Annotated in this window: 21 protein-coding genes and 1 other RNA gene; 10 read left to right on the forward strand and 12 right to left on the reverse strand. The window is 71.3% G+C overall.

All coding sequences use genetic code 11. From position 1 onward, the window contains the following. Positions 1-128 precede the first annotated feature (128 nt). The 5 genes from ACFSKW_RS20320 to ACFSKW_RS20340 all read left to right on the forward strand — a co-directional run bounded on the left by ACFSKW_RS20320 (position 129) and on the right by ACFSKW_RS20340 (position 5,715). Complete coding sequence (locus tag ACFSKW_RS20320; protein WP_379573849.1) at positions 129-1,274, forward strand: acyl-CoA dehydrogenase family protein; 1,146 nt, start codon at positions 129-131, stop codon at positions 1,272-1,274. Continuing rightward, complete coding sequence (locus ACFSKW_RS20325) at positions 1,271-2,317, forward strand: acyl-CoA dehydrogenase family protein (protein WP_379573850.1); 1,047 nt, start codon at positions 1,271-1,273, stop codon at positions 2,315-2,317. Before ACFSKW_RS20320 ends, ACFSKW_RS20325 begins: the two co-directional genes overlap by 4 nt. Beyond that, on the forward strand, positions 2,317-3,744 hold the full coding sequence (locus ACFSKW_RS20330; protein ID WP_379573851.1) for an AMP-binding protein: 1,428 nt from the start codon (positions 2,317-2,319) through the stop codon (positions 3,742-3,744). The genes ACFSKW_RS20325 and ACFSKW_RS20330 overlap by 1 nt, the downstream gene beginning before the upstream one ends. Before the next feature lie 169 nt (positions 3,745-3,913). After that, positions 3,914-5,020 (forward strand): sensor histidine kinase, encoded by a 1,107-nt coding sequence (locus ACFSKW_RS20335; protein ID WP_379573852.1) that lies wholly within the window; start codon positions 3,914-3,916, stop codon positions 5,018-5,020. Next, entirely contained in the window at positions 5,017-5,715 is a 699-nt protein-coding gene (locus tag ACFSKW_RS20340) for a response regulator (RefSeq protein WP_379573853.1), read from the forward strand. Before ACFSKW_RS20335 ends, ACFSKW_RS20340 begins: the two co-directional genes overlap by 4 nt. On the opposite strand, the gene ACFSKW_RS20345 is transcribed toward ACFSKW_RS20340, so the two are convergent. The 8 genes from ACFSKW_RS20345 to ACFSKW_RS20380 all read right to left on the reverse strand — a co-directional run bounded on the left by ACFSKW_RS20345 (position 5,640) and on the right by ACFSKW_RS20380 (position 15,686). After that, positions 5,640-6,758, reverse strand: a complete 1,119-nt coding sequence (locus ACFSKW_RS20345) for a C45 family autoproteolytic acyltransferase/hydolase (protein WP_379573854.1) — start codon at positions 6,756-6,758, stop codon at positions 5,640-5,642. The two genes, ACFSKW_RS20340 and ACFSKW_RS20345, sit on opposite strands and share 76 nt — an antisense overlap. Positions 6,759-6,845: 87 nt before the next feature. Next, entirely contained in the window at positions 6,846-7,796 is a 951-nt protein-coding gene (locus ACFSKW_RS20350) for a helix-turn-helix transcriptional regulator (RefSeq protein ID WP_379573855.1), read from the reverse strand. Positions 7,797-7,812: 16 nt separating this feature from the next. Continuing rightward, positions 7,813-9,840 carry a zinc-binding dehydrogenase gene (locus tag ACFSKW_RS20355; RefSeq protein ID WP_379573856.1) on the reverse strand — a complete coding sequence of 676 codons (2,028 nt, stop codon included), beginning with the start codon at positions 9,838-9,840 and terminating at the stop codon, positions 7,813-7,815. A gap of 44 nt (positions 9,841-9,884) precedes the next feature. Beyond that, complete coding sequence (locus ACFSKW_RS20360) at positions 9,885-11,300, reverse strand: Nramp family divalent metal transporter (RefSeq protein WP_379573857.1); 1,416 nt, start codon at positions 11,298-11,300, stop codon at positions 9,885-9,887. A gap of 9 nt (positions 11,301-11,309) precedes the next feature. Further along, positions 11,310-12,056, reverse strand: a complete 747-nt coding sequence (locus ACFSKW_RS20365) for a GNAT family N-acetyltransferase (RefSeq protein WP_379573858.1) — start codon at positions 12,054-12,056, stop codon at positions 11,310-11,312. Between the two features lie 98 nt (positions 12,057-12,154). After that, the gene (locus ACFSKW_RS20370; RefSeq protein WP_379573859.1) at positions 12,155-13,246 is read right to left on the reverse strand and encodes a M20/M25/M40 family metallo-hydrolase; all 1,092 of its coding nucleotides are present in this window, start codon (positions 13,244-13,246) and stop codon (positions 12,155-12,157) included. Continuing rightward, complete coding sequence (locus ACFSKW_RS20375; RefSeq protein ID WP_379573860.1) at positions 13,243-14,256, reverse strand: dipeptidase; 1,014 nt, start codon at positions 14,254-14,256, stop codon at positions 13,243-13,245. The genes ACFSKW_RS20370 and ACFSKW_RS20375 overlap by 4 nt, the downstream gene beginning before the upstream one ends. Beyond that, positions 14,253-15,686: a flavin-containing monooxygenase gene (locus ACFSKW_RS20380; protein WP_379573861.1), complete on the reverse strand. Its 1,434-nt coding sequence runs from the start codon at positions 15,684-15,686 to the stop codon at positions 14,253-14,255. Before ACFSKW_RS20380 ends, ACFSKW_RS20375 begins: the two co-directional genes overlap by 4 nt. 85 nt (positions 15,687-15,771) lie before the next feature. Between ACFSKW_RS20380 and ACFSKW_RS20385 the strand changes: the two genes are divergently transcribed. From ACFSKW_RS20385 to rnpB, 4 genes are all read left to right on the forward strand, one after another. Next, entirely contained in the window at positions 15,772-16,572 is an 801-nt protein-coding gene (locus tag ACFSKW_RS20385) for a Nif3-like dinuclear metal center hexameric protein (protein WP_379573862.1), read from the forward strand. A 2-nt stretch (positions 16,573-16,574) separates the two neighbouring features. Further along, complete coding sequence (locus tag ACFSKW_RS20390; RefSeq protein ID WP_379573863.1) at positions 16,575-17,315, forward strand: zinc ribbon domain-containing protein; 741 nt, start codon at positions 16,575-16,577, stop codon at positions 17,313-17,315. Positions 17,316-17,356: 41 nt separating this feature from the next. Next, complete coding sequence (locus ACFSKW_RS20395; protein WP_379573864.1) at positions 17,357-18,655, forward strand: bifunctional RNase H/acid phosphatase; 1,299 nt, start codon at positions 17,357-17,359, stop codon at positions 18,653-18,655. Between the two features lie 134 nt (positions 18,656-18,789). Continuing rightward, positions 18,790-19,185, forward strand: an RNA gene (gene rnpB, locus ACFSKW_RS20400) — RNase P RNA component class A. A 195-nt stretch (positions 19,186-19,380) separates the two neighbouring features. Here the strand turns inward: rnpB and ACFSKW_RS20405 are convergent. From ACFSKW_RS20405 to ACFSKW_RS20415, 3 genes are read right to left on the reverse strand one after another with little or no spacing between them, the layout of a single operon-like run. Next, a complete protein-coding gene (locus tag ACFSKW_RS20405; RefSeq protein ID WP_379573865.1) occupies positions 19,381-19,782 on the reverse strand; it encodes a carboxymuconolactone decarboxylase family protein in 402 nt (133 codons plus the stop codon). Between the two features lie 7 nt (positions 19,783-19,789). Further along, positions 19,790-20,965, reverse strand: a complete 1,176-nt coding sequence (locus ACFSKW_RS20410) for a cytochrome P450 (RefSeq protein WP_379573866.1) — start codon at positions 20,963-20,965, stop codon at positions 19,790-19,792. A 41-nt stretch (positions 20,966-21,006) separates the two neighbouring features. Then, positions 21,007-22,401 (reverse strand): glutamate decarboxylase, encoded by a 1,395-nt coding sequence (locus tag ACFSKW_RS20415; RefSeq protein WP_379573867.1) that lies wholly within the window; start codon positions 22,399-22,401, stop codon positions 21,007-21,009. A gap of 341 nt (positions 22,402-22,742) precedes the next feature. Between ACFSKW_RS20415 and ACFSKW_RS20420 the strand changes: the two genes are divergently transcribed. After that, the gene (locus ACFSKW_RS20420; protein WP_379573868.1) at positions 22,743-23,486 is read left to right on the forward strand and encodes a GNAT family N-acetyltransferase; all 744 of its coding nucleotides are present in this window, start codon (positions 22,743-22,745) and stop codon (positions 23,484-23,486) included. A gap of 16 nt (positions 23,487-23,502) precedes the next feature. On the opposite strand, the gene ACFSKW_RS20425 is transcribed toward ACFSKW_RS20420, so the two are convergent. Continuing rightward, a complete protein-coding gene (locus ACFSKW_RS20425; protein WP_379573869.1) occupies positions 23,503-24,510 on the reverse strand; it encodes an NAD-dependent epimerase/dehydratase family protein in 1,008 nt (335 codons plus the stop codon). Between the last annotated feature and the right edge of the window lie 41 nt (positions 24,511-24,551).

Below are 24,551 nucleotides of genomic sequence, written 5' to 3' on the forward strand. Positions count from 1 at the left end.
GATGATCACACTAGGTGCCCTTGGCTCTAATTAACGGAGATTCATTCATAAATCCGGACAAAGCTCTGCACTAGGCGGGTGAGGGCGAGCTGATTAGAGTAAGTGAGCACTGATACCGAGGAGACGATGTGAATCTTGACGAGTATCGGAGCGCCGCCAGGACCTGGCTGGCCGAGAACGCGGGACGCGGCGACGACGCCGCACAGGCCGACGCCAAGGAGTTCATGGCCCGGCTCTACGACGCCGGATACTCGGGCATCACCTGGCCCGAGCGGTGGGGAGGCCAGGGGCTCACCCAGGCGGAGGAACGGGCGTTCGCCGCCGAGGCCCGCGCCTACACGCTGCCGACCTACATCTTCTCCATCGGGCTGGGCATGTGCGGGCCCACCCTCCTCGACAGGGGCAGCGACGCCCAGCGGGAGCGGTTCATCAGGCCGCTGCTGCGCGGAGAGGAGGTCTGGTGCCAGCTGTTCTCCGAGCCGGGCGCGGGCAGCGACGTGGCCAGCCTGCAGACCCGTGCCGTACGCGACGGTGACGCCTGGGTCGTCAACGGGCAGAAGGTGTGGACCTCCGTGGCCCAGGTGGCCGACTGGGGCCTGCTGCTGACCAGGACCGACGTCGAGGTGCCCAAGCACAGGGGCCTGACGATGTTCGTCGTCGACATGCACCATCCCGGCGTCACCGTCAGGCCGCTCAAGGACATGACCGGCCGCGCCCACTTCAACGAGGTCTTCTTCGACGACGTGACGATCCCCGACGCCCACCGGGTCGGCGAGGTCAACGACGGCTGGAGCGTGGCGGTGACGACGCTGCTGCACGAGCGGCTGTCGATCTCCGCGGGCGTCGGCATGGGCGGCGGCGTCGACTGGCTGTCCGAACTGCGCGAGGCCGTGGACACCAGCGACCCCTACGTCCGCGACCAGCTCGTCGAGCTGCACATCCGCACCCGCGCGCTGTCGCTGTTCAACCAGCGCCTCGCGCAGGAGACCAGGGCGGGCATCTTCCCCGGCGCGAGGGGCAGCGCGGCCAAGCTGCTGCTGGCCGAGCTGACGCTCTTCCAGGCCGACGTGGCCGTCTCACTCGTCGGCCCCGAGGCCCTGGTGGACGAGCGGCTTTCCCACGCCGTCTGCCTCGCCCCCGCCATGGCCCTGGGCGGCGGCACGAACGAGATCATGCGCAACATCGTCGGCGAGCGCGTGCTCAACCTGCCGCCCGAGCCGAGAGTGGACAAGACCGTGCCGTTCAAGGACCTGAAGGTGGGGACGCAGGGGTGAAGCTCGTACTCGGCGAGGAACAGCAGGAGCTGCGCGCCACCGTCAGGGCCTTCATGGAGACCGTCTCGCCGCGCGAGGGCCACTCGCCCGCGGTCTACGCCCGCCTCAACGGGGAGCTGGGCCTGTCAGGCCTGATCATCCCCGAGGAGTACGGCGGAGCGGGCGCGGGCATGACCGAGCTCGCGGTCGTGCTGGAGGAGGCGGGCGCGGCGCTGCTGCCCGGCCCCTTCCTCGCAGGCGCGCTGGCCGCGATCACGCTGACCCGCCTCCCCGACAAGGAACTGCTCACCGCCGTCGCCGAGGGGCGCGTCACGGCCACGGTCGCGCCGCTGGCGGGCGGCAGCGCGCTGGTCGCCGACTCCCGCGACGGCGAGGCGCTGGTGAAGGGCAGGCTGCCGCAGGTGCTCAACGCGGCCGAGGCCGACGTGCTGCTCGCGCCGGTCACCCGCAACGACGGTGTCGCGCTGGTCGCGATCGACCTGACAGACCAGGGCGTCACCCGCGTCCCGCTGACCGCGCTCGACGAGACCAGAAGCATGGCCGAGGTCGTGCTCGCGGGCGTGAGAGGCAGGGTGCTCGCCGCGCCGCCCGACGGCGCGGCGCTCGAGTCGGCGTGGACGCTCTTCTCGGTCGCCCTCGCCGCCGAGCAACTGGGAGTCATGCGGGCCTGCCTCGACGCCATCGTCGGCTACGCCAAGATCCGCGTCGCCTTCGGCCGCTACATCGGCTCCTACCAGGGCGTCAAGCACAAGCTGGCCGACATGCACTGCAAGCTCGAGCAGGCCGAGTCCATCGTCCGCTACGCCGCATGGGCCGCCGACGAGTCGCCCGGAGAGCTGCCGCAGGCCGCCGCCCTCGCGCAGGCCTACGTCGGCAGGGCCTGCTTCGAGGTCGCCCGCGACCATCTGCTCCTGCACGGCGGCATCGGTTTCACCTGGGAACACGACGCGCATCTCTACTACAAGCGGGCCAAGACAGACGAGGTCCTGCTCGGCCCGCCCCGCACGCACCGAGAGCGGCTGGCCGACCTGCTGGAGCTGTGATGAACGGGTTCTACGAGATAGCGAAGTCCGATCCTGAACGCCTGGCCGTGGTCGAGCCGAGGACGACCTACGGAGAGTTGCTCGCCCGCGTCAACCAGGTCTCGCACGGCCTGCGCGCCCGGGGCCTCGGGACCGGCGACGTGGTGGCCGGGGTGCTGCGCAACGGCGTCGAGCAGGTCGTCATGCTGATGGCGACGGGCCAGATCGGCCTCTACTTCGTGCCGGTCAACTGGCACCTCACCAAGGCCGAGGTCGACTACATCGTCGGCGACAGCGGCGCGAAGGTCGTGGTCACAGGACCCGAGGACGTGGACGCGCTGGCCGAGGGCATGCCGTCCACCGACCCCGAGAGCCGTACGGCGGGCGCGGTCATGTGGTACACCTCGGGCACCACGGGCTTCCCCAAGGGCGTGCAGCGCCCGCTGCCCGGAGCCGAGCCCGAGGCCATCGTGCCGCTGTACACGTGGTTCCTCGGCGAGGTCGTCGACCTCAAGGCGGGCGAGGGCACGCACCTGGTCACCTCGCCGATGTACCACTCGGCCCCGTGCGCGCACACGCAGTTCGCGCTGCACCTCGGGCACACGCTGGTCATCGCGCCGCGTTTCGAGCCCGAGCCGATCCTGGAGCTGATCGACAGGCATCGCGTCACCAACGCGATGATGGTGCCCACCATGTTCCACCGGATGCTCCTGCTGCCGGAGGAGGTCAGGAAGAGGTACGACCTGTCCTCGCTCCAGCAGGTGATCCACACGGCCGCCGCCTGCCCCGTCGCGGTCAAGAAAGCGATCATGGACTGGTGGGGGCCGGTGCTCTACGAGTACTACGGCTCGACCGAGTCGGCCATCGCCTTCTCGGTCAAGCCGCACGACTGGCTGGCCAGACCCGGCACGGTCGGCAGGCCGGCGCCCACCTTCGAGGCCAGGATCCTCGACGAGCGGGGACAGGAACTGCCGCGGGGCGAGCCCGGCATGATCTACGTCAAGTCGAGCCTCGGCACCTTCGAGTACCGCAAGGACCCCGCCAAGACCGCCGCCAGCATGCGGGGCGAGTGGTACACCCCCGGAGACATCGGCTTCCTCGACGAGGACGGCTTCCTGTACCTGTGCGACAGGCGCACCGACCTGATCATCTCGGGTGGGGTCAACATCTACCCCGCCGAGATCGAGGCGGCCCTGCTCGAGCATCCGGCGGTCGCCGACGTCGTCGTCATCGGCGTGCCGGACGAGGAGTGGGGCCACAACGTGGTCGCGCTCGTGCAGGCGCACGCGGAGGTCACGCCTCAGGAGCTGCTGGACCACCTGGAGCCGAGGATCGCCAGGTTCAAGCACCCGAAGGTCATCGAGTTCCGCGCGGAGCTGCCGCGGACGCCGACGGGGAAGCTGTCGCGCTCGAAGGTGCGGGAGGAGTACCTGGCGGCCCTCGGGTGATCTCGCGCTCGACGTGCTCCACGGCCGCTCCCGCTCGGGCAGCGCCGCGAAGACCGTGCCGACGGCGGACGCCTCCGCCCGCGAAGGCGGTGCCCCCACCTGCCGTCGCGCGAGGGAAGTACTCCCTGCGTACGACGTCCGATCGGACATATCCGTCTATTGTGCCGGTATGAAGGTTGATCGGGACGTGGTGCTCGCGGTGGTGATCGCGGCGGCCCAGGTGGGCGGAGAGATGCTGCTCTCGCCAGGACTGGCCCCGCTCGACTACGGGTTGCTGCTTGCCGGCACGCTCGTGCTCGCGTTCAGGCGGCGGTATCCGATCACCGTGCTGGCGGTCACCGTCGCCTGCCTGCTCGCCTACTGCGCCCGCGCCCACCCCGGAGCGACGGTGGTCTTCCCCGTGCTCGTCGCCGTCTCCAGCACGGTCCGGCAGGGCAGGCGCCCGGCCGCTCTGGCCGCCATCGTCGTCTTCGTCGCCGGCATGTTCGCCATCGGGCAGGACTCGACGGCGGCGCTGTCGCCCAGGTCGGCGATCGAGAGCAAGGTGCTGCTGGTCGGCTGGCTGGTGGCCGCGGCGGTGATCGGCGAGGCCCAGCGGGCCTGGAGCCACTACCTGGAGGAGGTCGAGCAGCGCGCGGCGGAGGCGGAGCGGACCCGTGAGGAGACCGCGCTGCGCCGCGCGGGGGAGGAGCGGCTGCGCATCGCCAGGGAACTGCACGACTCGCTCACGCACAGCATCTCGATCATCAAGGTGCAGGCGGGAGTGGCCGCCCATCTGGCCCGCAAGCGCGGCGAGGAGGTGCCGCCGTCGCTGACGGCCATCCAGGAGGCGAGCGCCGACGCGATGCGGGAGCTGCGTGCCACGCTGGAGGTGCTGCGCTCGGAGGAGGGCAGCGGCCTGGACCAGGTGCCCGAGCTGGTCGACAGGGCGCGCGCGGCGGGGCTGCCCGCCGAGGTCGAGGTGAGCGGATCCCCGCGCCCCCTGCCGACCGAGGTCGACAGGGCCGCCTACCGCATCGTCCAGGAGGCGCTGACCAACATCACCAGGCACGCGGGGCCCGCCTCCGCCTCCGTCCGCATCGGCTACCTGCCCGACGAGGTGGTCGTGCAGATCGACGACGACGGCGCCGCCGTACCCCACCAGAGGCATCAGCCGGGCGTCGGGCTGACGGGGATGCGCGAGCGCGTCACCGCGCTCGGCGGCCACTTGCGCGCCGAACCGCGGCCCGAGGGCGGCTTCACCGTCAGGGCCGAGCTCCCGGCGGCACGGTCATGATCAAGGTACTGCTCGCCGACGACCAGGCGCTGATCAGGGCGGGCTTCCGCGCCCTGCTGGAGGCCGAGGACGACCTGGAGGTGGTCGGGGAGGCGGCCGACGGCCGCCAGGCCGTCGAGCTCGCCGTACGGCACCGCCCGCAGGTCGCGCTCGTCGACATCCAGATGCCGGTCATGGACGGCATCGAGGCCACCAGGCGCATCGCCGCGGACGAGAGCCTGGCCGGTGTGCACGTGGTGATGCTGACGAACTACGGCGTCGACGAGTACGTGCTCGACGCGCTGCGCGCGGGCGCGGCCGGCTTCCTGCTGAAGGACACCGACCCCGCCGACCTGCTGTCCGGGATCAGGGTGGCGGCCAGGGGTGACGCGCTGCTGTCGCCGACGATCACGCGGAGGCTGATGGACGAGTTCGTCATGCGCGCGCCCGCCAGCCAGGTGACCGACCTCGACCCGCTGACCAGGCGCGAGCGGGAGGTGCTGTCGCTGGTGGGGCGCGGCCTGTCCAACGACGAGATCGCCGCGCACATGGTGATCAGCCCGTTCACCGCCAAGACCCACGTCAGCAGGGCGATGGTGAAGCTGGGCGCGCGCGACCGCGCCCAGCTGGTGGTCATCGCCTACGAGTCCGGCCTGGTCTCGAAGCGCAGCTCGTCGGTGAACCGGGTGCCGCCCTCAGGGGTGTCGCCCAGGTAGAAGCGGACGCTCATCGTCCTGTCATGGGTGTCGAGCACGGTCGTCCACGTGGTCCGCCACATCTTGTCCGCCCCCGCGGCGACCTCGTCCAGCGCGCTCGCCAGGCCTCGGGCCGACAGGGGCGCGCCCTTGCCGCGCTCGTGCAGCGTGCGGAGCCTGCCGAAGGTGTCCATCGTGGTCTCGTCGTCGGCAGGCAGCGCCATCGGGTCGGGGTAGCGATGCAGCGGATGGTTGGTCACGCACAACGGCGCGTCACCCGCTTCGACGATCCGCTCGCTCTCCCACACGAACGCCTTCCCCGAGGCGTCGGCGATCAGGTAGTGCAGGGGCAGGCCGTGGTCGTACTGCTTGGCCATCAGCAGCGCCCTCTTGGCCTGCTCGACGTTCTCGCAGGTGTCGAGCACGAACCTGGGCAACTGCACCGAGCTCAGCCCGACGCCCGGCTCGGCCGATCCGGGCGGCTCGGCCCTGCTCACGTCGGCGATCAGCAGCACGACCGCCAGGCCCGCCTCGTTGACGCCGTCCATGCAGCCGTCGAGCTCGTTCATGGTGATGACGGTGGAGGCCGGCCCCTCGTCGGGGATCGTGGTGATCACGTAGGGGCGGGAGGCCATGGGGAGCTCGCCGGGCGCCGGAGCCTGGCGGCCCATGATCTCGCTGGTGGTCTGCGTGAAGAAGTCGTAGTTGCGGGCGATCCTGCCGTGCCCGTCGGTGGCGGCCGAGGGCGGGCACCACAGTGCCGAACAGCCCGACCCCGTCGGCAGGGCGTTCAGCCCGTCAAGGACGAGGTCGTCACGGTCGGGGTCGAGGTCGAAGGCGGCGGCCACGCCGTCCAGCCGTTCGTGATGCTGCGGCCAGAAGTGCTCGAACCAGGCCATGCGCGCCCTGTTCACCGTCTGGTCGGCCGGTCGCGGCGCCCAGCCGGCACGGGTGCGCGCCTCCTCCGCCAGGGACCTGCCGATGTCGAACTGGCTGCCACGCACGGTGAGATGCCTGACGAGCTGGAAGTCGTTCTCGCTGCCCGCGATCTGGGTGATGGTCATGCCCCGAGCCTCGGCGGGGGCGCTGACCGCGCGCCTACCGCCCGCTGACCGCCCTGCCGCGGCGCGCCTTCGTCCCGCTGACAGCGCCTACGTCCCGCTGACCGCCCTGCGGTAACGCTCCGACAGCGTGCGGACCACCTCCGCCAGCTCCGGCGGCTCGATCACCTCGAAGTCGACGCCGAGCAGGCCGATCCAGACCGCGATGCCGGTGAGGTCGTCGCCGCCGACGTGCGCGATCGAGGTGTGCTCGTCGACGGGCTCGAAGTCCATCCCCGTCGGCAGGCCGCTCATCCGCTCGGCGGAGGCGTGGACCAGCACCTTCGCCCGGTAGCGCCACATCGCGGTGTTGAGGCCGCGCTCCACGTGCTCGGCCACGTCGAAGGGCAGCTCGCGCGGGGTGAAACGGGGGCCGTTCGGGGTACGGACGGAGATCCTGTCGACCCTGAACGTCCGCCAGTCGCGCCGCTCGACGTCCCACGCCAGCAGGTACCAGCGGCCACGCCGGTGCACCAGCCGGTACGGCTCGGCGTCGCGCCTGCTGCCGGTGCCGTCATGCCCCGTGTAGTCGAAACGCAGGCGCTCGTGGTCGCGCGCGGCGTTGGCGATCGTGGTCAGCACCTCGGGCGGCACCGAGGGCGCCGCGCCGGGGATCTGCACGGTGTAGGCGTTGAGCGCGCCCACCCTGCGCCGCAGCTTGGCCGGCAGCACCTGCTCCAGCTTGGCCAGCGCCCGCACCGAGCTCTCCTCGATGCCCGCCACGCCGCCGCCCGCCGCCCTGCCCAGGCCGACCGCAACCGCGACCGCCTCCTCGTCGTCGAGCAGCAGCGGCGGCAGGGCGGCGCCCGCCCCGAGACGGTAGCCGCCTGCCACACCCGGTGTGGCGTGCACCGGGTAGCCGAGGGTGCGCAGCCGCTCGACGTCGTTGCGCACCGTCCGGGTCGTCACGCCCAGACGGTCGGCCAGCTCAGGGCCTGACCAGTCCCTGTGCGCCTGGAGCAGGGAGAGCAGCTTGAGCAGGCGAGCCGAGGTTTCCAGCATGCGACCAGTGTGCCGCCTAACGAGGAACGTCCGCTTCCGTGATCACCACGATCTTGCCGAGAAGATGCCCTTCCTCGCTCAGCCGGTGAGCGTCGGCCGCGTCCTCCAGCCGGTAGACGCGGGCGATCGGCATGCGCACGCTCCCCGACGCCACCACGTCCCTGACCGGCGCGGGATCGGTGCCGCCCGTGGAGAAACGCACCCCGAACTCGCCCGCCGTCGGGTCGGCGATCGTGACGACCTTGTCCGCGTCCCCGGTCAGCCGCACGGAGTCGGCGAGCACGCCCCTGCCCGAGGCGTCCAGGACGGCGTCCACCGGGCCCACCCTGTCCGCCCACCCGTCGCCGTAGGTGACGGGGATGACGCCGAGGTCGCGCAGGAACGCGTGATGGGCCTCGCTCGCCGTACCGACGACCTCGACGCCCATGGCTCGCGCCAGCTGCGCGGCGACCAGGCCGACGCCGCCCGCCACCGCGTGGATCAGCAGCCTCCGGCCGTGCCCGCCGCCGTGCCCGCCATGCCCGCCGCCGTGCCCGCCGCCGTGCCCAAGGTCGTGCCCGAGGCCGAGCTCGGCCAGCGTCCTCATGGCGGTCTCCGCCGCCACGGGCAGCGCCGCGGCCTCCTCGTAGGTGAGATGGTCCGGCTTCTCCAGCAGCTCGGCGGGGTCGGCCAGCACATGGTCGGCCAGGCCGCCGGTCGGGACCCTGCCGAAGACCGGCTGCCCCACCCGCCAGCCCGCCACGCCCTCGCCGAGCGCGTCGATCGTCCCGGAGACCTCGATTCCCGTGCCGGTCGAGCCCTCCAGCGGGACGACCATGTAGCCCCTGCGGAACTTCCAGTCGAGGGCGTTCACCGCGGCGGCCCTCACCGCGATCCTGACCTGGCCCGGACCCGGCGCCGGGATGCTCACCTCGTCGACGGTGAGCACGTCCGCCTCGCCGTACTCGCGGTAGCGGACGGCGCGCGAGGTGGCCAGCAGGACCGCCTTGCCCACCAGGGTGCGCCCCTCGATGGCGGCGTGCGCGTCGGCCGCCCTGTCCAGCGGCACGGCCAACCCGATCGTCGGCGTGATCCCGGCGGCGAAGGCCCGCTCCGCCAGACGCCTGAACTCCTGCGGCGTGAACTGGACCTGCTCCATGCCCGTGACGGTGATCCCGCGCCTGCCCGCCTCGGCCGCGTCGACGGGGGCCGGCCCTCCCGCCGTGACACCGTAGGCGAAGAATCTGCCACCCCGCGCGGTCAGCTCGAAGGCCCGCGCGCCCTGCTCGCCGCCGACCCCGTCGAAGACGACGTCGAACCCGCTCCGCCAGGCCCCTCCGGCGTCGGCCGCGTCCCCGGCATGCGGCGCCCCCTCGGCGTGGGCGGCGTCCCGGGTGTGGGCGGCGTCCCCGGGGTGCGTCGGCCGCTCGGTGTGAGCCGCGTCCCCGATGCGGATCGCGTCCCCGGAGTGCGTCGGCTGCTCGGGGGGCGCCGCCTGCTCGGTGTGGGTCGCGCCGAGGAGTTGGGCCCGCCGTCGCTTGGCCGTACCGGACGCGATGGCGGTGACCTCGGCGCCCGCCGCCGCGGCCAGCTCCACCAGCACCAGGCCCAGGCCGCCGCCCGCGCCGGTGACCAGAACCCTCGCCCCCGGCTTCAGCTCCGCCGCGTCCACCAGGCTGAGCGCGGCTGGACCCACCTGCAGCAGCGCCGCCGCGTCGCGCAGAGACAGCCCAGGGGGCACGGGCACCAGCGCGTCCGCGTCGGCCGACGCCTGCTCGGCGTACCCACCGCTGACCATGGCGGCCACCCTGCGCCCCAGCCACGAGGGGTCCACCCCGTCGCCGACCGACAGCACTGTCCCCGCCACGCCGGTGCCTGGCACGTACGGCGGCTGCGCTCCGAACCACTCCCTGCCCCAGCCCGTGCGCAGCTGCGCCTCCACAGAGAGGACGTCGGCCGCCGCCACGCCCACGACGACCTGCCCTGGGCCCGCCACCAGGTCGTCGACCTCGCGCGCTCGCAGAACCTCGGGACCGCCGAACTCCGTGACCTCGATAATCTTCATGCCGAGCAGTCTCGAACCTCAAGCATGCTTCAGGTCAAGTTCGTCTAGCCGAAGAGCTTCTGCGCCTGCTGGAGGAGTGTCAGCACGGTCAGCGATCCGAAGAAGGCCACCGACCAGACCAGGGCCGCGAGCCGGTAGCTGCGTACCTTGATCGGCCCCGGCAGCGCTCGCCTGTTGAGCACGATCAGCAGGATCGAGTACACGAACATCATCGCCGCGGCGAAGCACGCCGAGAGAACCAGCAGGATCAGCGGCTGGTCGAAGCCCGCGAGCAGGACGGCGATCCCGACCAGCGCCATCGCCCAGACGACGATGAAGTAGACCCTGTTGACCGAGATCGGCCGGTCGCGCAGGTAGACCGTCTTCAGCACGTCGGAGGCGAGCCTGCTGGTGTAGTCGACGATGCCCATCGCGGAGGCGAACAGCGACAGCGCGCCGATCACCCAGAACAGCACGCCGAACCACGCGCCCACCGTGGCCTGCAGCGCCTCGCCCTCCACCTTAAGGAAGCCGATGCTGTTGGCCAGCCCCTCCTTACCGAAGACCGTGGAGTAGGCGAGCATCGACATCAGCGCGATGGTCACGAACGACACCACGGCGAACGTCGAGGCCTGCTCCACGTTGGCGAAGCGCCACCAGGCCCGCCACCTGGCCAGGTTCTCCTTCGTGGGCGCGAACTGGAACCCGGTCGACGAGGCCGCCTCCTCGTGACCGGTGACCGGGCTGACCAGCCGCGGCACGTAGTGGCCCATGCCCAGGCCCTTGTCGCGGATCCAGTTGCTCTGGCACAGGTTCTGCCCGCCGCCCGCGCCCGCGTAGGCGATGGCGCCCATCAGCAACGCGAACTCCAGCGGCGGGACCGGCAGGCTCGCGTCCACCGTGAGACCCCTGCCCAGCGCCACCCACGCGTCCGCGTTGATCGCGAACAGCACGGCCACCACGATCAGCGTGACCACCAGTGCGATCTTGACGAAGATCACCCGCTCCAGCATGGTGTAGATGACCGGCGCGAGCGTCAGCCCGAGCGCGATCACCAGGAGCATGCCGATCGCGATGAAGCGGACGTTGCCGCCCGTCAGGTACGTCACCATCGTCGCGGAGGTCGTCACCCAGCCGGGCCACAGGTTCGACAGCAGCGTCATCACGACGAACACCGCGCCCCAGTGCTTCCAGAACCGGCTGAACCCGGTCAGCGCGGTCTCGCCCGTGGCCAGCGTGTACCGCTCGATCTCCATGTTGAGGAACCACTGCGTGACGATGCCGATCAGCGCGCCCCAGATGAAGACCAGGCCGACCTGCGAGGCGATGTAGGGCCACAGGATGAACTCGCCGGAGGCGAGCCCCACTCCCGCGCCGACGAGCCCCGGCCCGATGAGGCGCCACTTCGAGACGGGGGCGTCGGGCAGATCCCTGACGGTGACCGGTGGAAGGACGTGCTGCGGCACTGTAGGCGTGAACACGCCAGCCCTCTACCCGATCAGCACCACATATTCACCGTTCTTCGTGAAATCCGCGACCCGCCCGCCGTCCGCCATCAACCCGCCCAGCACCTCGCGCATCGCAAGCCGCCACGCCATCGCCGCCGACGGGTCCTCGTGGCGCAGCGCCTCGATGTCGGCGGGCGTGCCGACCAGCGCCACCGGCCCCTTCACCTGCCCCCTGACGGGGAGGCGGTCCTCCTCCTCCAGCGCCACCACGCCCTCGTACGGCACGGCCGGGGCGTCCTGCTCCTTCACCAGCCACTCGACCACCAGGCGGTCGGACTCGTCGCCCTCGTTGATCGCGTCGGCCATCGCGCCGTAGAAGCCCTCCACGTACTCGATGGCGCGCGCGCCGAGCTTGGCGAGGTTGAAGTGGGCGTTGCGGCGCACCAGCGGGTCGAACGTCCACGTGATCCGGTCGATGCCGCGCTCGGCGCACCAGGCGCGCTGGTGCGTCTTGAGCGCGTGGCCGACGCCCCTGCCGGGCGCGGCGCCGGTGACGTGGGAGTGCAGGGTGTTGTCCTTGGCCAGAATGCCCACCGACGCGCCGACCAGCCTGCCGCCCTCGTAGGCGCCCGCGACGTAGCCGCCGGTGTGGGAGAAGACCCGCATCAGCTCCACGGTCACCGGTGGGTTGGCGGGAGCGGGGTGCCAGATCTCGTCGAACAGCCTGAAGACGTCGGCGAACTCGCCGATCTGGCGCAGCTCCCGCACCACCACCTGGGCTTTCGTCACCTTGGGAAATCTATCCGAGCCCGCGGGGCCGACACCTGCGAGCCGCGCCTTTCCTGAGGCGGCCGAATGCCCTGCCGATCCGGCGCTGCTCGGCAGGGTCAGGAGGCCAGGACCGAGGACACCAGCGCCCGTAGCAGCCGCATCCGGCCCGGCATCTCCGCCACGACCACGTGCTCGTGGTCGGCGTGCGCGCCTCCGCCCACCCCGCCGAGCCCGTCCAGTGTCGGCACGCCGAGCCCCGCCGTGAAGTTGCCGTCCGAGGCGCCGCCCACCGACGCCGACGTCAGCGCCCCGAGCCCCAGTTCCTCGGCCAGCCGCGCCGCCTCGGCGAACAGCTCCGCCGACAGCGCCGCCTCCATCGGCGGCCGGTTCGGCCCGCCGCTCATCTCCAGCCGCGTCCCCTTGAGCTGCGGCGACAGCGCCCGCATCAGGGTGTCCACCTTCGCCTGGGCGGCCAGCGTCGGCACCCGCACGTCCACTCCGACCCGTGCCAGGGCGGGCACCGTGTTCACCGTCGTCCCACCGGCCAGCACGGTCGGCGTGACCGTCGTCCCCGTCACCGGCTCATCCTCGTCGACGAGTTCGGCCACGCCCGCGATCGTGAGGATCTGGTGGGCCAGCTCGATCCCCGCGTTGGCCCCGTTCCACGGTTCGAGCCCGGCGTGCGCCGCCTTGCCGTACACGGTGACCGTGTAGTCGGAGGTGCCCTTGCGCGCGGTCTTCAGCGCGCCGCCGTCCGCGCTCGCCTCCAGCACGAACGTGGCCGCCAGGCCGCGGGCGGCGTCCTCGATCAGCGTGCGCGAGGTGACCGAGCCGACCTCCTCGTCGCCGGTGACCAGCACGCAGACGCCGTCGAGCGAGTCGAGCTCGGCCAGCGCGTGGAACATCTGCACGAGCCCAGCCTTCATGTCGAAGACCCCTGGCCCGCGCGCGATCCCGTCGACGACCGACCACGGGTGGGTGGCCAGCGTCCCCATCGGCCAGACGGTGTCGTGGTGGCCGAGCAGCAGCACCTTGGGCGTGCCGAAGCTCCACCGCAGGTGCGTGACGCCGTCGATGACGATCGTCTCCGGCTGCGCGCCCAGGTGACGGGCGCCCATCGCGGCGACCACCTTCGCGCTGCGCGCCACCGCGTCCAGGTCACTGGAGAAGGACTCGCAGCTGACCAGCTCACCGAGGTCCTCGATCACGCCAGCGCCTTCCCGAACAGGCGGTGCACGTTCCCGCCGACGATCTTGCGGACGTCCGCCTCGGGCACTCCGCGGGCCAGCAGCCCCTCGGTGACCATCGGCAGGCCGCTGGGCCCCTCGAGCCCCGGCACGCAGGCGCCGACGTCGAGACCGGTGGAGGAGATGGTCTCGCAGCACGGGGGAGTGAGGTCGCGCCTGACCTCGTCCATGAAGTCGGGCCCGAGCCCCACGTGGTCGATCCCCACGACGCCCACGATGTGCTCGATGTGGTCGAGCACGTGGTCGAGCGTCGCCTCGCGGGCGTTCTCGGTGAGGAAGGCGGCCAGGAAGTTGACGCCGATCACGCCGCCCGTCCCTGCCACCCCCCTGAGCTGCTCGTCGGTGAGGTTGCGGTGGTGGTCGCGCAGGGCGCGCGCGGAGGAGTGCGTGGCCATGACCGGCTTGGTCGCCAGCTCCAGCACGTGCGCGACGCCGGAGGCGCCCAGGTGGGAGACGTCGAACAGGATGCCCAGCCGTTCCATCTCCTTCAGCGCCTCGACGCCGTGGGAGGTCAGCCCGCTGCCCGTGGCGTCCTCGCCGCTGCCGTCGGCCAGCGGCGTACGGCCCCAGTGGGCGATCGAGGCGATCCGGACGCCGAGCCTGTGCACGGTCGGGATCAGCTCCACGCTGGCGTCGATGCCGGGCATGCTCTCCAGCGCCAGGACCAGCGCGATCCTGCCCGAGGCGATGGCCGCGTCGATCTGCGCGGCGTCCGTGCACAGCGCCACCTCGTCCGGGTTGCCCTCGGCGATCACGTGCGCGCACTCGATCATCCGCAGCGTCTGCCTGAGCGAGCCCTCCGGCCGGAACTCCGACGAGATGAACACCGGCAGCACCTGCAGGTTCACCTTGCCCGTCCGCAGCTGGGGCAGCCATTGGACGCGGAAGAACTCCGCCCACCGGTCCGGCGGCCTCGCCGAGACCGCCATGAGCAGATCGTTGTGCGTGTCTGCGACCACATGCGACGTCATGCCGAAGACGTTATCCGGTAGGCGGGCAGCGGCGGGAGGGCGGTGAGCCTGCGGTACAGCGTCGTCGGTCCTGGCCAGTTGTTGGTGACCCGCCCCTCGGCGGTCTTGTACCAGCTCTGGCAGCCGTTGTTCCACACCATCCGTTCCATCGCGGCCGCCAACTGCCCGCGCCACGCCGCCATGGCCTCGGGCCTGACCTCCATGGGCCCGTTCCTCTCCAGGTACGGCAGGCACGCCATGACGTGCCGCACCTGGCACTCGATCATGAAGACGATGGAGTTGTGGCCGAGGTTCGTGTTCGGCCCGTAGAGGAGGAACAGGTTGGGGAAGTTCGGCACGGTGATGCCGAGATAGGCCTCGGCGCCGTCCTTCCACTGCTCGGCCAGCGACCTGCCGCCCAGCCCTGTGAACGCGATCGGCCGCAGGAACTCCGTGGACCTGAAACCGGTGGCGTAGATGATGGTGTCGGCCTCGCGCACGCCCTCGGCGGTCTCCACGCCCTTCGCGGTGATCCTGGCGATCGGGTCGGTGACGACGTCGACGTTGGGCCTGGTCAGGGCAGGGTAGAACGCGCTGTCGATGACCACCCTCTTGCAGCCGACGGGGAAGTCGGGCGTGAGCCTGGCGCGCAGCTCCGAGTCGGCGACCTGGGCGTGCAGGTGGCCCAGCGCCCGCTTCCTCAGCATGCCGGCGCTCCAGCCCTGGGCGAGGGCGGGGTAGAGGGTGCCCTCGGCGTACCGGTAGATCCACTCGCGGTAGGCCCGCTGCAGGCCGGGAACGAGGCGGAAGGCGAGCGTGGCGGCGGGGCCGAAGGCGGAGTCGGGCTTGGGGATGACCCAGTTCGGGGTGCGCTGGAAGACGTCGAGGTGCTCGACCAGCGGCTGGATGCGGGGGATGAACTGCGCGGCGGACGAGCCGTTGCCGATCACCGCGACGCGGCGGCCGGTCAGATCGTGGTCGTGGTTCCAGCGGGCGCTGTGGAAGGCGACCCCTGCAAAGCTCTCAATTCCCGAAATTTCGGGGTATGAGGGGCGGTTCAGCTGCCCGACGGACGACACCACGACATCGAACTCCTCGGTCCCTTCGCCGGTGGTGACCTGCCAGCGCCGGCCGTCGAACGCGGCGGAGACGACCTCGGTGTTGAGCCGGATCTTCGGCCTGACACGGTACTTGTCGGCGCACATGTCGAGATAGGCCAGGATCTCCGGTTGCTCGGGGTAGCGGCGGGTCCAGCTCGCGTACTTCTCGAACGAGTACGAGTACAGATGGGAGGGGATGTCGCAGCCCGCCCCCGGATAGCTGTTGTCGCGCCAGGTGCCGCCGACGCCGCCCGCCTTCTCGTAGACCGTGTAGGAGCCGATCCCCGCGCGCTCCAGCCTGATCGCCATGCACAGACCGCCGAACCCCGCACCGATGATCGCGACCCTCATGCGCCCCTCCACAGATGTCAGGATCCACTTACGGTAGGCGGCGCTCGTTCACCTGTCGAGGCACCCGAGCCGGTAGTCTGCGCTGGTGACGCTGGCAGATGTGATCAACGTGTTCGAGGCCGCCTATCCGCCGCAAAGGGCCGAGTCGTGGGACGCCGTCGGCCTGGTCTGCGGAGATCCCGCACAGCCCGTGCGGCGGGTGCTGTTCGCCGTCGATCCCGTGCCCGTCGTCGCGGAGGAGGCGTTCGACTGGGGAGCCGACCTGATCGTCGTCCACCACCCCCTCTACCTTCGCGGCACCACCAGCGTCGCCGCGACCACCTACAAGGGACGGCTGATCCACCAGCTCATCCGCAACGACGTCGCCCTCTACACCGCCCACACCAACGCCGACGTCGCCAACCCCGGCGTCTCCGACGCGCTGGCCCGCGCCGTCGGCCTGGTCGGCGACCTCGTGCCGCTGCAGCCGTTCCCCGACGACCCCTGGCGCGGCCTCGGCCGCGTCGGCGACCTTCCCCGCACCATGACGCTCGGCGAATTCGCCGAGCAGGCCCTGGCCGGGCTGCCCACGACCTCGTGGGGGCTGCGCGTGGCGGGCGAGCCGTCCACGCCCGTCAAGCGGGTGGCCGTCAGCGGCGGCTCGGGAGACTCCCTCCTCGGTACGGCGCGCGCCGCGGGCGTCGACGTCTTCCTAACCGCCGACCTGCGCCATCACCCCGCCAGCGAGTTCGTCGAGGCCGGCGGCCCCGCCCTGGTCGACGCCGCCCACTGGGCCACCGAGTGGCCATGGCTCGACAGCGCGGCGTCCATCCTGAGCTCCAGTGGCGTTAACGTTGAGACGCGCGTCTCCGCCACGGTCACCGATGCTTGGACAAGAGGATATTGATCATGAAAGCAGCCCCTGCCGAACAGAAACGACTGCTCGACCTGGCCGAGCTCGACTCCGCTGCCGATCGTCTGGCCCACCGCCGCCGCACGCTGCCCGAGCTGGCCGAGATCGACGAGCAGTCGAAGCAGTTCGCCCAGCTGGCCACCCAGGTGATCGCCGCCGAGACCGAGGCCGGCGACCTGGCCCGAGAGCAGACCAAGGCGGAGAGTGACGTCGACACCGTGCGCACCCGCGCCGAGCGGGACCAGAAGCGCCTCGACTCCGGCATGGTCACCTCGCCCAAGGACCTGTCAAGCCTGCAGTCCGAGATCGCCTCGCTGCACCGCCGCCAGGGCGACCTGGAGGAGGTCGTGCTGGAGATCATGGAGCGCCGCGAGGCCGCCGACTCCAAGGTCACCGACCTGATCGCCAAGCGCGACGAGATCGCCTCCACCCGCGGCGCCGCAGAGGACCGTCGTGACACCGCCCTCGCCGAGATCGACAAGGAGGCCGCCGACGTCGCGGGGCGCCGCTCCGGCGTCGCCACCGAGATCCCCGCCGACCTGCTCGCCCTCTACGAGAAGCTGCGCGGCCAGTACGGCGTGGGCGCCGCGATGCTGCACGGCGGCCGTTGCATGGGCTGCAAGGTGACGCTCTCGATCGCCGACATGAACCGGATCAAGGCCGCGCCCCACGACGAGGTGCTGCGCTGCGAGGAGTGCCGCCGCATCCTCGTCCGCACCCCCGAGTCCGGCATCTGACCCTCGGCCCCGACTCGGCCCTCAGCGATCAAGGAGCAGTCATGAGCACGACCTCGTACCTCATCGAGGCCGACGGCGGGTCGAGGGGCAACCCCGGTCCCGCCGGCTACGGGGCCGTCGTCATGGACGCCGCCGACAGCCAGGTCCTCGCCGAGGTGGCCGAGGCGATCGGCGTGGCCACCAACAACGTCGCCGAGTACCGCGGCCTGATCGCGGGGCTCACCTGCGTGCTCGACCTCGGCGGCGAAGGTGCCGCCGTCGAGGTCCGCATGGACTCCAAGCTCGTCATCGAGCAGATGGCGGGCCGCTGGAAGGTCAAGCACGAGGGGCTCAGGCCGCTCGCCCTCGAGGCGCAGGCGCTGGTCAGGCGGCTGAGGGTCACCGGGTGGACGTGGATCCCCCGTGAGCGCAACAAGCACGCCGACCGGCTGGCCAACGAGGCGATGGACGCGGCGGCCAAGGGGCTGGCGTGGAAGGCGGGCGGCGCCGCCGTACGTGAGTCCGGCGCCGCGGGCGGCGTCGCCGAGCGGGATGCAGGCATCTCGGGCGGCACCGCGGAGCGGGATTCGGGCGGCGTCAACGCGGCTGGTCCTTCGCCCGTCGGGCTCGGGGCGGCCGCGCCGAAGGCGGGGGAGCAGACCGACCTGCTCGACCTGTCGGCCCCCACCGCCTCGCTGGTCACCCGGCAGGCCGCCAAAGGCACCGGCTGGGGTCCCGCCACCAGGGTCGCCACCTCCCTGCTCCTGCTGCGTCACGGCGAGACCCCGCTGTCGGCCGAACGCCGCTTCTCCGGCCTCGGTGACGCCGAGCTCACCGCCAACGGCCTGGCCCAGGCGAGTGCGGCGGCGCGCAGGCTGGCGGCGCCGCCGTACCGGATCGACGTGATCGTCAGCTCCCCGCTCAAGCGGGCCCGGCAGACCGCCGAGATGGTCGCCCGGCTCGTCGGCGTCGAGGTCGAGATCGACGAAGGGCTCAGGGAGACCGACTTCGGCGTCTGGGAAGGCCGCACCTTCACCGAGATCCAGCGCGAGTGGCCCGACGAGCTGGCCGCCTGGCTGGCCGACCCCACCGTCGCGCCGCCCCAGGGCGAGAGCTTCGCCGAGGTGGCGCGCCGGGTCGAGGCGACCAGGGACCGGCTGATCGAGCGCTACGAAGGCAAGACCGTGCTGGCCGTCTCCCACGTCACGCCGATCAAGACGTTCCTCAGGCTCGCGCTGCTCGCGCCGCCGGAGGCCCTCTACCGCATGCACCTCGACCTGGCGTGCCTGTCGCTGATCGACTTCTACGCCGACGGCCCGGCGGTGATGAAGACGTTCAACGACATCTCCCACCTGCGCTGACCCGGGCACGGCCGGGCCGTTCCGACGCCGCGAGGCTCACCGGACCCGGCCGGGACCCTGGGCGCCGCCATCACGTCCCGGCGCTCTCGCCGGCGGGGTGGGAGGGGGCGGGGATGCGATAATCTCGGGGGAGACGAGCCGGCCGGGCGACCGCGTCGAGCCCCTTTGCGGGGCTCGCCGAGGAAGGTCCGGGCTCCACAGGGCAGGGTGGTCGGTAACGCCGACCCGGGGCGACCCGCGGGCTAGTGCCACAGAGAGCAGACCGCCTCCCGGTCATCCGGGAGGTAAGGGTGAAAGGGTGGTGTAAGAGACCACCAGCGCCCACGGTGACGTGGGCGGCTAGGTAAACCCCACCTGGAGCAAGGTCAAGAAGGGACGCTCCCAGGAGCGTCCCGCGCGCGGCGTTCGAGGACTGCCCGTCCGAGCCGCGCGGGTAGACCGCTTGAGGCCGCCGGCAACGGCGGTCCTAGATGGATGGTCGCCCCTTCGTTCGCGAAGGACAGAACCCGGCCTACAGGCCGGCTCGTCTCTCTCCGCCCCTCTGACCAGGGGCGGAGCACTCTTCACGATCTCCCGTTCCGTGATCTTGGGAAGTGGAAGCACGTCGACCGCTCCAAAGGGTGCGAGTCCGCGCCTGGCGCAGGGCACGACGAGGGCACATGACAACGTGGGCGCCGGAAGGCGGCGGCCCGCGGTGAGCGGGCCGCCGCGTCACCTGCGCGCGCTCACGTCCCGGCCGCGGGGACGGGCACCAGACCGCGCTCGGCGAAGACCTGCTTGGCGATCGAGGTGGCGACCAGCGCCCGCGGCATCCCGCAGTAGACGGCCGCCTGCAGCAGAGCCTCGGTGATTTGGTCCGGGGTCAGCCCCGCGTTGAGCGCGATCCTGAGATGCATCTTGAGCTGCGGCTCGCAGCTCCCCAGTGTGGTGAGGATGCCCAGGATGACGAGCTGCCGGTCGCGCGGCGGCAGCGCGGGCCGGTCGTAGATCTCGCCGAACGCCCAGGAGATCACCTGGTCGGCGAGGTCGGGCGAGACGTCGTCGAGGGCGGCGGTGACGTGCGCGCGGGCGGTGCCGTCCAGGCGGTCCAGGACGTCTTCGCCGTGCTTGCGGCGATCTGTTGTCATGTCTTCCTCACCAGCGGACGTGGAGGCTGTCGGGGTGGCGGTAGCGCCAGCCGTGGAAGGCGGGCGGCCGGTCCGCGTCGGCACGCAGGCCGGGCAGGCGTTCCAGCAGCACCTCCAGGCTGATGCGGACGATCTCCGGCACGAAGTCGATGGCCAGGCAGCGGTGCCGGGCGTAGCCCAGCGAGACGTGCGGGTGCAGCGGCCGGTGGAGGTCGAAGCGGTCGGGGTCGTCGAACACGCCCTCGTCCCGGTTGGCGGAGGCGACGATGGCCGCGACCGGCGCGCCCGCCGGCAGCGTCACCCCGGCCAGCGTGACCTCGCCGGGCGCCGAGCGCATGAGCGCGCCCACAGGCGAGATCCACCGCAGCGCCTCATGCACGGCCGGCGGCAGCAGCGAGAAGTCGGCCTTGACCGCCGCGTACTGCTCCGGGTTGCCGAACAGGCCCAGCAGTGCGTAACTGGCCGCGATCGACGGCTCCTCGATGGCGCTCATCACCAGCCGCAGCGTCGGCAGTACCTCCTCCAGCGTGCGCGGGTTCTCGGGCGGCCGGCCCGCGTGGATGAGGTTGGAGAGCGTGGACTGGTTGGGGCTCTTGGTGTACCGCTCGACGGTCGGTGTCAGGGCCCGGTTGATCTCGGCGGCCGTGTCCTCGCCCAGCTTCTGCATGGCGGGGTCGCCCTCGAAGTTGGTGATGCCGGTGTTCAGCCCGCGCGACCACCGCAGGAAGATCTCCGGGTCCACCTGGTCCAGGCCGAGCACCTTGGCCTCGGACAGGACGGCGATGGGGCCGAGGTAGTCGCGCTTCAGCTCGGCCTCGCCGCGGCCGGCGATGGTCTCGACGTACTTCTCGGCCAGCCGCCGGACGTCGTCGGCGAAGAAGCGGTGCACGGTCTCGGTCGAGTAGTCCACGTCCACGCAGGCGCGCAGCTCGGCGTGGGCGTCCCCCTCGGTGCCCAGCATGTTGCCCTGCCCGCACACCCGCGCCACGAGGGACTGGGGGAAGTGGGTGGTGAAAGACTGCGGGCGGCTGACCACCGTTACGACGTCGTCCCAGCGGGTCACCATCCACTGGTTGATCGCGGGCAGGAAGGCGACCGGCTCCTCCTTCCGCAGCCGGGCGTAGATCGGGTACGGATCCTCGTTGAGCTGGTCGAGTGTGATGCTCTCGGTGAAAGTGCTCATGGAGAAAGGTCCTCTCAATCCCTTCAGGGGCTCACTGGGGCTCAGCGGGTGAGGGCGGTGAGCGGGTGCCGTGCCCGGGGCTCGGGGCCGCCAGGCGCGCGCACGTCGCGCAGCACCTCCCGCAGGTCCGCCAGCAACTTGTCGGCGGTGTCGAAGCTGAATCCGTTGCGGATCACGAAACGCAGGACCTGGATCTCCTCCAGCGCGGGCGGCAGGTGGTAGGCGGGCACCTGCCAGCCGCGGCGGCGCAGCCGGTCGGACAGCTCGTGCGCGGTGCAGCCCAGATCGTCCGCCGTCCTGACGGCGAACACCGGCAGGTCGCTCCCGTCGGTGAGCGGTTCGAGACCGCCGAGCTCGGAGATGCCGGCCACCAGGTGCCGGGCCACGTCCTGGCAGGTCTGCTGGACCGCGCGGTACCCGTCGAAGCCCAGGCGCAGGAAGTTGTAGTACTGGGCCGCGATCGGGGCGCCCGACCGGGAGAAATTGAGGGTGAATGTCTCCTGCGGGCCGCCCAGCACGTCGGTGTGGAGCACCAGGTCGTCTGGCAGGTCGGCGGCGTCCTGCCAGACCACCCAGCCGACCGCCGGGTAGACCAGCCCGAACTTGTGGCCGGAGGCGTTGATCGAGCGCACCCGCGGCAACCGGAAGTCCCACACCAGGCTGGGCTGGAGGAAGGGTGCGACGAAGCCGCCGCCGGCCGCGTCCACGTGCAGCGGCACGTCGATGCCCCGCTCCGCCTCCAGCCGGTCCAATGCGGCGGCGATCTGCGCGACGGGGTCGTACGCGCCGGTCTGGGTGGAGCCGAGCACGGCGACGACGCCGATCGTGTTCTCGTCGCAGTGGCTCGCCACGTCCTCGGGGTCGAGCCGCAGGTCGAAGGCGCCGCCGTGGTGGCGGATCGGCACCAAGCGGGCCTCGACGTCCCAGTAGCGGCAGAACTTCTGCCAGCACACGTGGGTGTTGGTGCCGATGACGAGGTTGGGCCGGTCGCCCGCGTGGCCGCGCCGCCGCCAGGCGAACTTCATCGCCAGGCCGCCCAGCATGGCCGCCTCGCTGGAGCCCGCCGTCGAGCAGCCGATGCCGTGGCCTGGGTCGTGCCACAGCTCGGTGAGCATGTTGACGCAGCGCCCCTCCAGATCGGCGATCTGCGGATACTCCTCGCGGTCGACCATGTTCCGGTCGAGGCACTCGCCGATCAGCTCCTTGGCCTGAGGCTCCATCCAGGTGGTGCTGAACGTGGCGAGGTTGAGGCGGGCGTTGCCGTCCATCATCAGCTCGTCGCGGATGATCGCCAGGGCGGCGTCGGGGTGCATGGGGCCGTCCGGGAGACGGTAGCGCGGCACCCCGCCCTCGGAGATCAGCCCGCTGTAGAGCGGGTTCACGCTCAGGGCGGCGGCGGAACGATCGGCGCCAGCCCTCTTGTGCAGGTTCGACATGGTCGGTCTCCCGTCCTGGGTACGGTTCGAGCCGCGGCCTGTCGTGCAGAGATCACCACCGGCAATTTCCCACCATTCGCGCCGATGGGAGGCAAGGCAATCAGGACGGCGCGACTTCGTGAGGTCCGGCCGACGGGATGAGCTGCGGCCTGGGGGCCGGTCTCGCGCGGGCGGAGGTCACAGTCGGCCGGACTGATCACAGAGGCAGGCAGCCACCCGAGGTACTGCCAGGAATGGCGGCGGGGCAGAACAACGTCACCCGCTGACCGTGGGGACGACGTCGTTCGGGGTCGCATCGCCCCTCGGGAAAGTACCGGCGAGCTCTCTTGTAGGGTCCCTTCATGACCATCATCGACCTGGCCGATCTGCGGTCGGCCACCGCGAACGCGGCGGCGCTGTGGAAGGCGCTGGGCGACGTGCGCGGCTGCGACGTGGTGCAGCGGCCGGGGTTCGTCGGTGTCGGGGGTGACGAGCGGGCGGGGCTGCGGATCATCCTCCAGTCGCCCTCGCCGGGCGCGGACGACGTCGCCGAGCTGACCGAGCTGGCCAAGGGCTGGACGCGCGGCCCCGTGCTCGTCGAGGACTCCTACGGCGTCGTCGACATGAGCGCGATCGGGCTGGAGCCCCGCCGGCTGCCCGTCATGATCCGCAGACCGGGCGAGGCCCTGCCGCCCGCGGCTCTCGAGGTCGTCAGGGTCGAGCGGGAAGAGCAGCTCGAGACCGCCGAGCGGATCGTGGTCGAGGGCTTCCCGCTGTCCCGCTTCCAGCCGCACCGGCCACGGCAGGCCTTCCCCACGGCGCTGCTGGGCTACGACGGCGTCGAGCTGTTCGTCGTGGAGAAGGACGGCGAGCCCGCCGGCGCGTGCCTGACGGTCGCCGACGGCACGGTGGGCGGGCTCTACTGGGTGACCACCCTGCCCGAGTTCCGTTCGACGGGAATCGGGAGGGCGCTCATGCACGCGGTGCTCGGCGGCCTGCTGAAGGACCTGCCGGTCACCCTGACGTCGGCGAAGGCCGGCAAGCCGCTCTACGACTCGCTCGGCTTCACCACCATCACGCAGTCCACGTGGTGGTCGTCGCCGTGATCCCTGGCGGGGCCGCCTAGCGGGCGGCCCAGTCCGCCAGGATCGCCGCCTCCTTGCCGGGGGCGATGCCGTGGACGTTCTTCCTGCCGAACACCCGCTCGCCGACGGGGATATCTCTCAGCCACTCCCAGGTGTCCCTGACGGTCTCGGCCACGGTACGGCAGCGCAGCCCGGCCGCCTCGGCCTTCGCCGTGGAGATCGTCCAGAAGTTGGCCATCTCGGGTGCCGCCGGCGCCCACAGGGGCAGCTCCATCCAGACCCCGACCTCGTGGTCGAGCAGGAACCGGTCGTCCACCCACACGAACTCCGCGTCCGAGCCCGTGGCCTGCCTGCACAGCTCCAGCCACTCGCCGAAGGTGGTGTTGCCCGCCGGCCCCGTGACCATGAAGCGGTCGCTGACGCCCTTCTCCGCCTGGTCGAGGGTGAAGATCGCGATGTCGCGCGCGTCGATCAGCTGCATCGCCACCGAGGGGTCGCCGGGAGCCAGGACCTTGCCGCCGCGCTCGATCCTGGTCAGCCACCACGGCAGCCTGGCCACGTTCTCGTAGGGGCCGAGGATGAGCCCTGGCTGGATGATCAGTGTGTTGCCCTCGAACCCCTGCTCGACCGCGCGCTCGCAGCCCGCCTTGAGCACGCCGTACTCGCCGTCCTCGGGTCCCGCGTCGGGAGCGCAGTCCCACAGGCCGGACTCGTCCGTCGCCCGCTCGGCGGGGAAGCCGCGCACCGCCGAGACCGTCGAGATGAAGGCGTAGGTGTCCGCGAGCCCCGACAGCCGCCGCGCGGACCGGCCCGCCACGCGCGGCACGTAGGCAGAGGTGTCCACGACGATGTCCCAGCGCCGCCCCTCCACCAGGCGGTCCAGGTCCGCCTCCGACTCCCTGTCGCCGTGCACGGCCTCCACGCCGGGCACGTCAGGGTAGCTCTGCCCCCTGTTGAACGTCGTGACCTCGTGCCCGCGGGCGAGTGCCTCCGACACGATCGCGCGGCCGAGGAACGCTGACCCTCCGATGACCAGAACTCTCATGAAGGCATTCTTCGGGTATGACACGCGATCCACGCCATCAC

It is taken from the genome of Nonomuraea mangrovi, assembly GCF_042681425.1.
Taxonomy (GTDB): domain Bacteria; phylum Actinomycetota; class Actinomycetes; order Streptosporangiales; family Streptosporangiaceae; genus Nonomuraea; species Nonomuraea mangrovi.